Origin of the sequence: Pseudomonas sp. UBA5666, assembly GCF_002420785.1 — a bacterium.
Taxonomy (GTDB): domain Bacteria; phylum Pseudomonadota; class Gammaproteobacteria; order Pseudomonadales; family Pseudomonadaceae; genus Aquipseudomonas; species Aquipseudomonas fulva.
Map to the genome: position 1 here is coordinate 38,166 of NZ_DIIQ01000006.1, position 12,383 is coordinate 50,548.

General features: G+C 63.9%; 10 protein-coding genes. 1 reads left to right on the plus strand and 9 read right to left on the minus strand.

Annotated elements, in window-relative coordinates; translation table 11 throughout:
• Nucleotides 1–49 precede the first annotated feature (49 nt).
• From B2Y33_RS04210 to edd, 9 genes are all read right to left on the minus strand, one after another.
• Nucleotides 50–1,204, minus strand: coding sequence for an ABC transporter ATP-binding protein (locus tag B2Y33_RS04210; RefSeq protein ID WP_206405466.1), 1,155 nt, complete (start codon nt 1,202–1,204; stop codon nt 50–52).
• Nucleotides 1,205–1,207: 3 nt separating this feature from the next.
• Nucleotides 1,208–2,053: a carbohydrate ABC transporter permease gene (locus B2Y33_RS04215; protein ID WP_023533435.1), complete on the minus strand. Its 846-nt coding sequence runs from the start codon at nt 2,051–2,053 to the stop codon at nt 1,208–1,210.
• Entirely contained in the window at nt 2,046–2,954 is a 909-nt protein-coding gene (locus tag B2Y33_RS04220; RefSeq protein WP_027913788.1) for a carbohydrate ABC transporter permease, read from the minus strand. Before B2Y33_RS04220 ends, B2Y33_RS04215 begins: the two co-directional genes overlap by 8 nt.
• A gap of 230 nt (nt 2,955–3,184) precedes the next feature.
• Complete coding sequence (locus tag B2Y33_RS04225) at nt 3,185–4,471, minus strand: ABC transporter substrate-binding protein (RefSeq protein WP_288632771.1); 1,287 nt, start codon at nt 4,469–4,471, stop codon at nt 3,185–3,187.
• Between the two features lie 103 nt (nt 4,472–4,574).
• Nucleotides 4,575–5,825 carry an AGE family epimerase/isomerase gene (locus B2Y33_RS04230; protein ID WP_027913786.1) on the minus strand — a complete coding sequence of 417 codons (1,251 nt, stop codon included), beginning with the start codon at nt 5,823–5,825 and terminating at the stop codon, nt 4,575–4,577.
• Between the two features lie 141 nt (nt 5,826–5,966).
• The gene (locus B2Y33_RS04235) at nt 5,967–7,421 is read right to left on the minus strand and encodes an ATP-binding protein (RefSeq protein WP_027913785.1); all 1,455 of its coding nucleotides are present in this window, start codon (nt 7,419–7,421) and stop codon (nt 5,967–5,969) included.
• Entirely contained in the window at nt 7,402–8,127 is a 726-nt protein-coding gene (gene gltR / locus B2Y33_RS04240; protein ID WP_027913784.1) for a two-component system response regulator GltR, read from the minus strand. Before gltR ends, B2Y33_RS04235 begins: the two co-directional genes overlap by 20 nt.
• Before the next feature lie 72 nt (nt 8,128–8,199).
• Nucleotides 8,200–9,162, minus strand: a complete 963-nt coding sequence (locus B2Y33_RS04245) for a glucokinase (protein ID WP_027913783.1) — start codon at nt 9,160–9,162, stop codon at nt 8,200–8,202.
• Nucleotides 9,159–10,985, minus strand: a complete 1,827-nt coding sequence (edd, locus tag B2Y33_RS04250) for a phosphogluconate dehydratase (RefSeq protein ID WP_027913782.1) — start codon at nt 10,983–10,985, stop codon at nt 9,159–9,161. The genes B2Y33_RS04245 and edd overlap by 4 nt, the downstream gene beginning before the upstream one ends.
• Nucleotides 10,986–11,247: 262 nt before the next feature.
• Between edd and gap the strand changes: the two genes are divergently transcribed.
• Nucleotides 11,248–12,249, plus strand: coding sequence for a type I glyceraldehyde-3-phosphate dehydrogenase (gene gap / locus B2Y33_RS04255; protein ID WP_027913781.1), 1,002 nt, complete (start codon nt 11,248–11,250; stop codon nt 12,247–12,249).
• Nucleotides 12,250–12,383: the final 134 nt, after the last annotated feature.

Sequence of the window (12,383 nt, forward strand, 5' to 3'; positions counted from 1 at the left end):
CTGTTCCATTGCGTTGCGTCCTCTTTTTCTTATTGATGGTGTAGACGATTCAACGGCCACCGAGGGCAGCCATGTTGTCCTTGACGGTATTGGCGATAAGGTTTGCCTGCAGGCGCTCGCCGCTCTGGGCGTCGAACAGCAGCACCCGCGCCGGGTCGAACTGCAGGGCCAGGGTGTCGCCTACCTGGCAGGCCACGTCGGGGGCCAGTCGGCAGCACACCTTGGTCTGGTTGAGTGTCACGAACACCAGCATGTCCGGGCCGGTGGGCTCGGTGACCTGTACCTGGGCGCGAATGCTTGGCCCGCCGTTGCCACCCTCGGCGCCCAGGGCAATCTGCTCGGGACGAATGCCCAAGACGATTTCGCGCCCTTCCAGGCCCAGGTCGGCGCCGGGCAGGGGCAGCTCGCAGCGTGCCTGGCCACTGTCGAGTACCGCATGCAGCTGACCGCCTTGTGCAACCAGCCGCGCCGGCACGAAGTTCATGGGCGGCGAGCCAATGAAGCTTGCGACGAACTGGTTAGCCGGGTCGTTGTAGATCTGCTGAGGCGTACCGAACTGCTGGATGATGCCGTCCTTCATGACAGCTACCTTGTCACCCAGGGTCATGGCCTCGATCTGATCATGGGTGACGTAGACGGTGGTGGTTTTCAGGCGCTGGTGCATCAGTTTCATTTCAGTGCGCATCTCGACCCGTAACTTGGCATCGAGGTTGGACAACGGTTCATCGAACAGGTAGATCTTCGGCCGGCGCGCCAGCGCCCTGCCCATGGCCACGCGCTGCTGCTGACCGCCAGACAGTTGCGCCGGCTTGCGCGCCAGCAGGTGCTCGATCTGCAGCAGCTTGGCCACCCGCGCCACCTCCTCGTCGATGGCGGCTTGGGGCATCTTGCGGATCTTCAGGCCAAATTCGATGTTCTCGCGCACGGTCATGGTCGGGTACAGCGCATAGGACTGGAACACCATGGCGATGTCACGGTCCTTGGGGCTCATGCCGCTGACGTCCTGCTGGTCGATCAGGATGGCGCCACCGGTGATCTGCTCAAGCCCGGCGATGCAGTTCATCAAGGTCGACTTGCCGCAGCCCGAAGGGCCGACCAGGATCAGGAACTCACCGTCCTTGATCGACAGCTGGATGTCCTTGAGGGTATCCGGCAGCCCGGCACCGTAGGTTTTGTTCACGTTGCGAAGTTCGAGCGTTGCCATGACTTACCCCTTAACCGCGCCGGCCGTGAGCCCGCGCACGAAATATTTGCCTGCCACCACGTACACCAGCAGGGTCGGCAGGCCGGCGATCATCGCGGCGGCCATGTCGACGTTGTACTCCTTGGCCCCGGTGCTGGTATTGACCAGGTTGTTCAAGGCCACCGTGATGGGTTGCGAGTCGCCACTGGAGAACACCACGCCGAACAGGAAGTCGTTCCAGATCTGGGTGAACTGCCAGATCAGGCAGACCATGATGATCGGCGTTGACATGGGCAGGATGATGCGCCTGAAGATGGTGAAGAACCCTGCCCCGTCCAGCCGTGCGGCCTTGACCAGGGCATCGGGAATGCTGACGTAGAAGTTGCGAAAGAACAGTGTGGTGAAGGCCAGGCCATAGACCACATGTACCAGCACCAGGCCGGTGGTGGTACTGGCCAACCCGAGCTTGCCCAGGGTGAACGAGGCCGGCAGCAGCACCGTCTGGAACGGCAGGAAGCAGCCGAACAACAGCAGGCCGAAGAACAGCTGCGAGCCACGGAAGCGCCACATCGACAGCACATAGCCATTGAGCGCACCAATGGTGGTGGAAATCAGCACCGCGGGCACGGTGATCAAAATCGAGTTCCAGAAATAGCCGCTGACCGTGCCCCAGGCCTTGACCCAGCCAATGGCCGTGATCGCTGTCGGCCAGCTGAGCAGGTTGCCGGTACTGATGTCCTCGGGGGTTTTGAAACTGGTCAGCAGCATCACCACCAGTGGCACCAGGTACAGCACCACGGCGATCAGCAGCACGGCATGGATGGCGAGCCGGCTGGGGCTGAGCGCGGGTTTGTCGACAGGGCTATGCATGGCGTTTGCTCCGCAACTCTGAATACAGGTAAGGCACCAGGATGGCCAGGATCGCCCCCAGCATGAGGATGGCACTGGCCGAGCCCATGCCCATCTGCCCGCGGCTGAAGGTGAAGGCATACATGAACATCGCCGGCAGGTCGGACGAGTAGCCGGGCCCGCCTGCCGTCATCGCAGCAACCAGGTCGAAGCTCTTGATGGCGATGTGCGAGAGGATCATCACCGAGCTGAAGAACACCGGGCGCAAGCTGGGCAGCACCACGCGCCAATAGATGCGCGGCAGGCTGGCACCGTCGATCTGGGCGGCGCGGATGATCGAGGGATCAACGCCCCGCAGGCCGGCGAGGAACATCGCCATGATGAAACCCGAGGCCTGCCACACGGCCGCGATCACCAGGCAGTACACCACCCGCTCCGGGTCCAGCAGCCAGTCCAGGCGAAAGCCCTCCCAGCCCCAGTCGCGCAGCAGCTTGTCCAGCCCCATGCCAGGGTTGAGCAACCACTTCCAGGCCGTGCCGGTAACGATCATCGACAGGGCCATGGGATACAGGTAAATGGTGCGGATGAACCCCTCGCGGCGAATGCGCTGGTCCAGCAGCACCGCCAGCAGCACGCCAATCGCCAGGCTGATGGTAATGAACAGCCCGCCGAACACCAGCAGGTTCTTGCTCGCCACCCACCAGCGGTCGTTGTCGAACAAACGCACGTACTGCGCCAGCCCTGCCCACTTGTAGGTAGGCAGGAACGTGGACGTGGTGAAGGACAGCACAAAGGTCCAGAGGATGTAGCCGTAGAAGCCCACCAGCACGATGAACATGCTCGGCGCCAGCACCAGCTTGGGCAGCCAGCGCTGTAGCGCATCCATGGGAGAAGCCCGCAGGCGGGCGGTGGTAGTGGTCATGGTTCACCTCGAAGGCGCTGCTGCGCAGGGCGCGCGGCAGCGACTGTCTTGCTCAGGTTTGAAGGTCGCCTTGGGCGCTACGTAGCACCGGGGTGCGAGGCCGGTGGCCGCGCGAGACTGACGCAGCCACAGGTCGATGGGCCACGCAGCCTGCTTGTCACGCCGGGCCACGATGGCGCAGCGGCCCGTCAGGCATCCCCGACACCGGGCCGCATTGGCCAGCCCGTGGGCTACTTGGCCGCTCGGATGGCGGCTGCCAGCTTCTTGGCCGCGTCTGCCGGGTCGGCCCTGGGGTCGTTGATGTAGTTGGTCACCACATCGAAGAAGGCGCCCTGCACGGCCAGCGTCGTGGCCATGTTGTGCGCCATGCTCGGCTGCAGGCCGCCGGTCTTGGCGTCGGCGAGGAAGTCCTTGGCCGAGGTCTGGGCGCACGCATCGAACCCATACTTGCCCATGTCGGCAAGCATGTCGTTGCGCACCGGGATCGAGCCTTTGTTGGTGCTGAACACCTTCTGGAACTCCTCACCCAGCACCTTGCGGGCGATGTCCTGCTGGCCGGCAGCTGTGCCCTCATCGTTCTGCTTGAACACCACCAGCGAATCGATGTTGTACAGGAAGGCCTTCTCGGTGCCGGGGAACGGCACGCACTGGTAGTCCTTGCCGGCGGTTTTCTTGGCCAAGGTCCACTCGCTCTTGGCCCAGTCGCCCATGATCTGCATACCAGCCTTGCCGTTGATGACCTTGGCAGCTTCCAGGTTCCAGTCCTGGCCTTTGCCATCGGGGTCCATGTACGTGGCGACCCGCTTGAGCTCGGTCAGGGCCTTGATCATGTCGGGCCCGGTCAGGGCATCGTTGTCCAGGTCGACCATGGCTTTCTTGTAGCCGTCGACACCCATCACCGACAGCACGACGCTTTCGAAGACGGTGCTGTCCTGCCACGGCTGGCCACCGTGGGCGAGCGGGATGATGCCTGCCGCCTTGAGCTTGTCGGCAGCGGCATAGAACTCATCGAGGGTGGCGGGCGCCTTGTCGATCCCGGCCTTCTTGAAGGCTTCAGGGTTGATCCACAGCCAGTTGGTGCGATGGATGTTGACCGGAACGGCTACATAGTCGCCGTCGTATTTCACGGTGTCGGCGACTTTCTTGTCCAGCAGTGCATCCCACTTTTCCTGCTTGGCCACATCCTTGAGCACGTCGCTGTCGAGCAGGCCGGTTGCAGCCCAATCCTGGATGTCGGGGCCCTTGATCTGCGCGACGCCTGGCGGATTGCCAGCCACCGCTCGGCTTTTGAGCACGGTCATGGCAGTAGCGCCGCCGCCGCCGGCCACGGCGCCGTCCTTCCAGGTGAAACCGTCTTTCTCGACCTGGGCCTTGAGCACATCGACGGCCGCTTTTTCACCACCCGATGTCCACCAGTGCACCACTTCGACGGTGCCCTTGGCATCGGCAGCGTGCGCAGTCAGGGGGAACAAGGATGCCAGGGAGATCGCGGCAGCGAGACGAAGGTAGGAAGTCATTTCTACACCTTATTGTTGTTATGCCGTGCAAGTCGTGCGCTTGCGTTGCATGGAGTCTAAACAGCGTGCGCGCACCGCCAGGTAACGAAGCGATGCGCGAATGTCATCGTTTGGTTACATTCAGGGCCAACCCGCTCGCCAGGCTTCGTGCCAGCGGCAGGCCGGGTAGCAACAGGGCCTGGTAGGCATGGTACAGGTCGGGCTTACCGGGCCATATCGTGCCGGCAGGACGGTTGTCGGCATCGAGTTCGTGGTGCCAACTGCCGCCTTCAAGATCGATGAAATGCTCGGTGATGAAGTCCCAGCAGCGCCGATACCACTGCTCGAAGCGCGCCTGCCCCGTGCGCTGCAACAGGGCTGCTGCGCATGCGCAGGCTTCGGCGTGAACCCAATGCAGCCGGGCGCGTACCCGTGGCTGATCATCCCAGCCGAGGGTGTAGACGAAGCCAGGCTGGCCATCGACGCTCCACGCCTGTGCGCAGGCGGCGTCGAACAGGGCGCGGGCACTGTCGACCAGCCATGGCGGGGGCTGGTGCCCGCAGCGGGCCAGGCTGGCCTCCAGATGAAGCAGAAGCCGCGCCCACTCGAAGGCATGCCCAGGCGTCGTGCCGTAGGGTCGGAAGTGGTCGGCCGGGTGTGCTTGGTTGTAGTCCTTGAGCGGCCGCCAGAAGACGTCGAAGTGTTCCACCACTCGGTAGCCGTTGGCAGCCGCGTGGGCATGGATGATGCGCTCGGCAATGCGCAAGGCGCGGTGCAACCACACTGGGTTGCCGGTGACATCGGCCAGGGCCAGGAACGCCTCGGTCGCGTGCATGTTGCTGTTGGCGCCGCGGTAGGGCTCGGGCATCTGCCAGGCGCGGGCGTAGGCTTCGCGAAGCGCACCTTCCTCCTCGCTCCAGAAATGCCGCTCGATGATGTCGATGGCGTCGCTCAGCAAGGCCTCAGCATCATCGACGCCCGCCACCACGGCGGAGCTGGCGGCCAGGGCGACGAACGCATGCAGGTACGCATCCTTGCCACTGTCCTGACGGCCGCCCGCCTGGGCAAACCAGCCGCCGTAGCGCGCATCCTTCAGGGGGCCGCGCAGGGCACTCACACCGTGGGCAGCCAGCCCTAGGTGGCCCGGCAGGCCTTGAAGGTGAGCCAGGGCGAAACAGTGGGTCATGCGGGCAGTGGTCAGGGTCTGGGCGCTTGCATCAAGGGCAAGCCTGCCTGCCGCATCCAGGTCACCAAACCCTTCTGCGAGCCGTGCAGCCCTGGCGAAGGCCAGCAACCGCTGCCCCTCGGCCAGCCGCCATGCGGTGTGCCCCGGAGCTTGGAGCCAGGACACCTGTGAAGAAAGATCATTGTTCATCGCCAGCGAGGTCCTTGCCAGTCGTGTGCCGATTCTAGCCAGCCAGGCCACGTGGGGTGTCACGAACGCGGGCATGATTGTCACGTGCCCGTGACATTTGGCCCTCTGCGCGCAGGTGCACGTTCAACGCGTACAGGTGGGTCAGTCCACGCCCCGTGGCAGGTACAAGGTCACCCGCAAGCCGCCTTCGCGCAGATTGAGCAGGCTGACCTCGCCACCGTGGCTGTGGGCGATGTTGCGGGCAATGCCCAACCCCAGCCCATAGCCTTGCTGATGACCGGCCAGCCGCACATGGGGTTCGAACACCTGCTCCATCTGCTGTTGCGGCACCCCAGGCCCCTGATCATCGACCTGCAGGACGAAGCCTGCCGCACCGTCGATGATACGCAGCCGCGCCCGCTCGCCGTACTTGATGGCGTTGTCGATCAGGTTGCCGATGCAGCGCCGCAATGCCAGTGGCTTGCCCGGATACGGCGCCAGGGCATGCCCTTCGAGTATGATCCTACCGTCTCGCAGGTACGGCTCGGCCAGCAGTTCGAGGATATGATTGAGGTCCACCGGCTCGATGTTCTCGTGAATGTCGGTGTCCTTCACGCATTGCAGCGCGCCCTTTACCAGCAATTCCAGTTCGTCCAGGTCCTGGCTGAACTTGGCTTGCAGGTGCTCGTCTTCAAGCAGTTCGACACGCAGGCGAAGCCGGGTGATGGGCGTACGCAGGTCGTGGGAGATGGCGCTGAACAATTGGCTACGCTCGGTGAGGTAACGGCTGATCCGCTCGCGCATGCTGTTGAAGGCCCGACCCACCTCCACCACCTCGCTGCCGCCGCCTTCGGCCACAGGCGCAACATCGGCGCCCAGTGACAGCTCCCGCGCTGCACGGGCCAGGCGCTTGAGCGGCCAGCTCTGCCATTGCACCAGCAGCCCGATGAACAGCAACAACAATGCCGTAGTCAGGACGATGAAGCCGATCTGCTGGCGCGGCAGACGCTCGGCTTCCAGGCTGGTATAGGGCTCGGGCAACAACGAGGCGATGTACAGCCATTCGCCTTCGGCCAGACGAATCTGGGTGACCAGTACCGGCGGATTGAGCGGTTCGAGGGTGAGCGAATAATGGGCCCATGACCTTGGCAGCTCGTCGAGCTTGAGCCCGCTGTTGAAGATGCGCAGTTCATCGGGGTCGACGAATTCGACGGAAATGTCCATCTGCGGCCCTAGACGCTCATGCAGCACTTGCTGGAACACCTCCATCACTGCCTGCTTGCGCGGCGTGACAGGCAGCATCTGCATGTCCAGCGGCTTGGCGTTCAGCGAAACGAAAAACCGCGTGCCTCCCATGCTGCGCAACTGGTCGAGCACCATTGGCCGGTAAGCAACGGGCAGCGAGCGAAAGTAACTGACGCTGGCGCTCATCGAGTGGGCCAGGCTGCTGGCACTGGCACGCAGCCCTTGCAACTGGCTGGCGCGCAGCTGGGCCACCCAGATGATGCTCGACAGCCCTTGGGCCAGCAGAACCACCAGCAAGGTCAGCAGCAGCATGCGCCCCAGCAGCGAACGTGGCAGCAGGCGCCACCGCCGCTCAGGGTGCAGTGCAGACATGGGTCGCCAGCAGGTAGCCGCTGCCACGCACGGTGCGGATCAGCCGGGGTGGCTTTTCGGTGTCGCGCAAGCGCTGGCGCAGACGGCTGACGGCCATGTCCACGATGCGGTCCAGTGGCATCGGCTCTCGCCCTCGCGTGGCGTTGCCGATGGTGTCGCGGTCGAGGATCTGCTGGGGGTGGTCCAGAAACAGCTTGAGCAGCGCAAAGTCCGCGCCCGAGAGAATCACCTCCTCTCCGTCGCGGTGGAACAGGCGATGGCTGACCGTGTCGAGCCGCCAATCGTCGAATGCCAGCACCGCCCCACCCGGCGCTGCTTGCCCAAACTCGGCGCGGCGCAGCAAGGCTTTGATGCGGGCCTGTAGTTCACGCGGGCTGAACGGCTTGCCCAGGTAATCATCGGCGCCAAGCTCGAGCCCGATGACCCGATCGGTCTCGTCCGAGCTTGCCGTCAACATGATGATGGGCACCCGCGCATGACGCGGGTGCTGGCGTACCCATCGGCACAGGCTGAAACCGTCCTCGTCCGGCAGCATGACGTCCAGGATAACCAGGTCACAAGCGGTGGTGTCCAGGGCATGACGAAACCCGGCGCCATCGGCCTGGGCATTGACCTGAAAGCCCGAGCGGCTGAGGTAGGTTTGCAACAGTTCGCGAATTTCCTGATCGTCGTCGACCATCAGGATGGATTTGCCGGCAGTGCTCAAGGGGGATGTCCTTTTGTGGTGGCGGGTCTTGTTGCCCGCTGACCTGTGTCGCCTTGCAGGGAGCCCAGGCGCCTAGCCCTGATCCAGCGCTTGCTGCAAGGCCACGCCAGCGCCCAGCAGCCCGGAAAACTCGGCAGTCACCAGCCATACGGGCACGCCTTGGAAGTAACCGCTCATGCAGCCTTTGTCGCCGAAACTGTCGGCGAAACCGCTGCGCAGGAACAGCTCGGCAAAGCGTGGGATCACGCCGCCGACGATATATACCCCACCACGCGCGCCCAGGGTAAGCACGTTGTTGCCCGCCACCCGTCCCAGGAACCGGCAGAATTGCTCGATCACCGCCCGCGCCCGCGGCTCGCCACCCAGGGCCGCATCGGTGATCTGCGCCGGCGAAGTATGTCGCGGATTTTCACCATCCAGGGCGCAAATGGCCTGGTACAGGCGCACCAGCCCGCCGCCGCTGAGCACCGTCTCGGCACTGACATGGCCGATCTGGCCATGGATGTACTGATGGATCGCCGCCTCTCGGGCATTGCCCACCGGCAGGTCGACGTGCCCGCCTTCGCCTGGCAAGGCATGCCAGTGCTTGCCCCCCAGGCGCAACAGCGAGCCGACACCCAGGCCTGTACCGGGTCCGATGACCAGCGCCGGGCGCAGCGGATCGGCCTGACCTGGGCAGACTTCTCGACACTCACCCTCGCGCAGGCGGGTCATGCCAAGGGCCATGGCGGTGAAATCGTTGATCAGCAACAGGTGCCCGATCTGTAAGCGTTGGCAAAAGGCGGTCCGGCTCAGGCGCCAATGGTTGTTGGTGAAGCGAAACTCATCGCCATCGACCGGGCCGGCCACCGCCAGGCAAGCAGCGGCTACGCCACCCCGCGGTATGGCCAGGGCTTCAAAATACGCTTCGATGGCCTGTTCCGGGCTTGTGTAGTCCTCGGTGGCGAATACCTTCACCTCGTGCAGCTGGTTGTCACGCCATAACGCAAAACGGGCATTGGTGCCGCCGATGTCGCCAACCAGCAGGTCATTCATTTCAGGTTCTCCAGGGCAGAGGTAAAGGCGCTGGCGCCCTGCTCTGCCGGGCTGAACGCCATGCGCATGAAGCCGAACAGCTCGCGCCCGCAGCCCAGGTCATTGCCCTGGGGCGCGGTCGCCAGGTCACGCAGGGCCAGCTCGTCGGCCGATACCATTACCCGCAATGTACCTTCAGCGCCATCGACCCGCACGATATCACCATCGCGCAGCCGTGCCAGCGGGCCGCCGTCATAAGCTTCGGGGCACACGTGAATGGCGGCGGGGATCTTGCCCGATGCACCGGACATGCGCCCATCGGTCACCAGGGCTACCTTGTACCCGCGATCCTGCAGCACGCCAAGGAACGGGGTGAGTTTGTGCAGCTCCGGCATGCCGTTGCAGCGCGGGCCCTGGAAGCGCACCACTGCGACGAAGTCCCGCTCCAGCTCGCCTGCCTTGAAGGCGTCGGCCAATGACTGCTGATCGTGAAAGATGCGCGCAGGCGCCTCGACCACGCGGTGCTCTGGAGCCACGGCGGAGACTTTCATCACGCCACGCCCCAGGTTGCCTTCCATCACCCGCAACCCGCCTTCGGCGGAGAACGGCCGCGCCACGGGCCGCAGGATGCTTTCGTCCAGGCTCTGCTGTGGCCCTTCGCGCCAGACCAGCTTGCCGTCCTCCAGGAACGGCTCCTGGGTGTAGCGACGCAGGCCAGGGCCGGCGACGGTGTTGACGTCCTCGTGCAGCAAACCGGCATCGAGCAGCTCGCGGATCAGGAACGCCATGCCGCCGGCTGCCTGGAAGTGGTTGATGTCGGCCTTGCCGTTGGGGTAGACGTGGGACAGGGTCGGTACCACTTCGGACAGGTCGGCCATGTCCTGCCAGGTCAGCTGGATACCGGCGGCCTGGGCTATGGCCGGAATGTGCAGGGTATGGTTGGTGGAACCGCCTGTGGCATGCAGGGCCACGATCGAGTTGACCAGCGCCTTCTCGTCGACGATTTCGCCCAGGGGCATGAAGGTGCCGCTGGCCTTGGTCATGCGCGTGACCTGTTGCGCCGCCTCGGCGGTCAGCGCGTCGCGCAGCGGCGTGTAGGGGTTGACGAAAGAAGCACCCGGTAGGTGCAGCCCCATCACTTCCATCACCAGCTGGTTGGTGTTGGCCGTGCCGTAGAAGGTGCAGGTGCCAGGGCCGTGGTAGGACTGCATTTCCGATTCCAGCAGTTCCTCTCGGCTGGCCTTGCCTTCGGCATAACGCTGGCGCACATCGGCTTTCTGCTTGTTGGAAATACCCGAGACCATCGGCCCGCCCGGTACGAACACCGTGGGCAAGTGACCAAAGCGCAAGGCCCCCATCATCAGGCCCGGCACGATCTTGTCGCAGATGCCCAGCATCAGGGCCGCGTCGAACATGTTGTGGGACAACGCCACGGCAGTGGACATGGCGATCACTTCACGGCTGGCGATGGCCAGTTCCATGCCCGGCTCGCCCTGGGTGACGCCATCGCACATGGCCGGCACGCCGCCGGCGAACTGGCCTACCGAGCCGACTTCGCGCAGGGCCTGCTTGATCTGTTCGGGAAAATGCAGGTAGGGCTGGTGGGCCGACAACATGTCGTTGTAGGCCGAGACGATGGCCACGTTGGCGGCATTCATCAGGCGCAGGGTCTGTTTGTCCTCGCTGCCGCAACCGGCCACGCCATGGGCGAAGTTGGCGCATTGCAGGCTGGCACGCATCGGGCCCTCGCTGGCGGCCCCGCGGATCAGCTGCAGGTAGCGTTCGCGGGTGGCGCGGCTACGCTCGACCAGCCGTTGGGTGACCTCAAGGATGCGCGGGTGCATGTACTGGACTCCAGGCTAATTGTAAGGGCGGTTTACCAAGTGATCGTGCCCGGCCGATTGCCGCCTAGGCTCAAAGGACAGGCGCGCACTGCTTCGGTAGGCTCACGATCGAACCGCTCGTTGTAGGTTTAAACAAAATACTGCCACTAAAAAGGCTTGTTTTCTATCTGCAACTGAATAATCTTGTAATTCCAACAACAAAACCGTTTCAGTGAAGCACCTTTGTGCCACAGGTTTGACTCGGACTGCCAGAGGTATCGCCATGACCCTTCGCATCGCCATCAACGGATTCGGCCGCATCGGGCGCAATGTCCTGCGCGCACTCTATACCCAGGGCTACCGCCAGGACATGCAGGTCGTCGCCATCAACGACCTGGGCGACAGCACCATGAACGCCCACTTGCTCAAGTACGACAGCGTGCACGGCACCTTCGAGGCCAGCGTCGAAGCCGACCACGAAAGCCTGACCGTCAACGGCGACCGCATCGCGGTGAGCGCCATTCGCAACCCGGCCGAACTGCCCTGGAAAGCCCTGGCGATCGATGTGGTCTTCGAATGCACGGGGCTGTTCACCGAGCGCGACAAGGCCGCTGCGCACATCGCTGCCGGCGCGGGCAAGGTGATCGTCTCGGCGCCGGCCAAGGGCGCTGATGCCACCGTGGTGTATGGCGTCAACCACGACGTGCTGCGCGCCTCGCATCAGGTCATTTCCAACGCCTCCTGCACCACCAACTGCCTGGCGCCCATCGCCCAGGTGCTGCACCGCGAGTTCGGTATCGAGCAAGGCCTGATGACCACCATCCATGCCTACACCAACGACCAGGTGCTGACCGACGTGTACCACAGCGACCCCTACCGCGCCCGTTCGGCCACCCAGTCGATGATCCCCAGCAAGACTGGCGCCGCCGAGGCCGTGGGCCTGGTACTGCCGGAGCTGGCCGGCAAGCTGACCGGCATGGCCGTGCGGGTACCGGTGATCAACGTGTCGCTGGTGGACCTCACCGTCAACCTCAAGCGCGAAGCCACGGCCGAACAGGTCAACCAGCTGTTCCTCGAGGCCAGCAAGCATTCGCGAGTATTGGGCTATAACGCCCTGCCCCTGGTCTCGTGCGACTTCAACCACAACCCGCTGTCGTCGATCTTCGATGCCAACCACACACGGGCCAATGGGCGCATGCTCAAGGTGCTGGCCTGGTACGACAACGAGTGGGGCTTCTCCAACCGCATGCTGGACAACTGCCTGGCGCTCTGCCGCGCTCAGTAACGGCTGTGCCAGCACGCCCTGACAACTGGTAGCAGGTGCTGGGTCATCGAGCTCGTATCGCCGTAGCCGCTCTGCGGCACCGGCGATACTCGCGGCGCCGTTACGATTTGCCTACATTTCGCAGCTTGACCTCA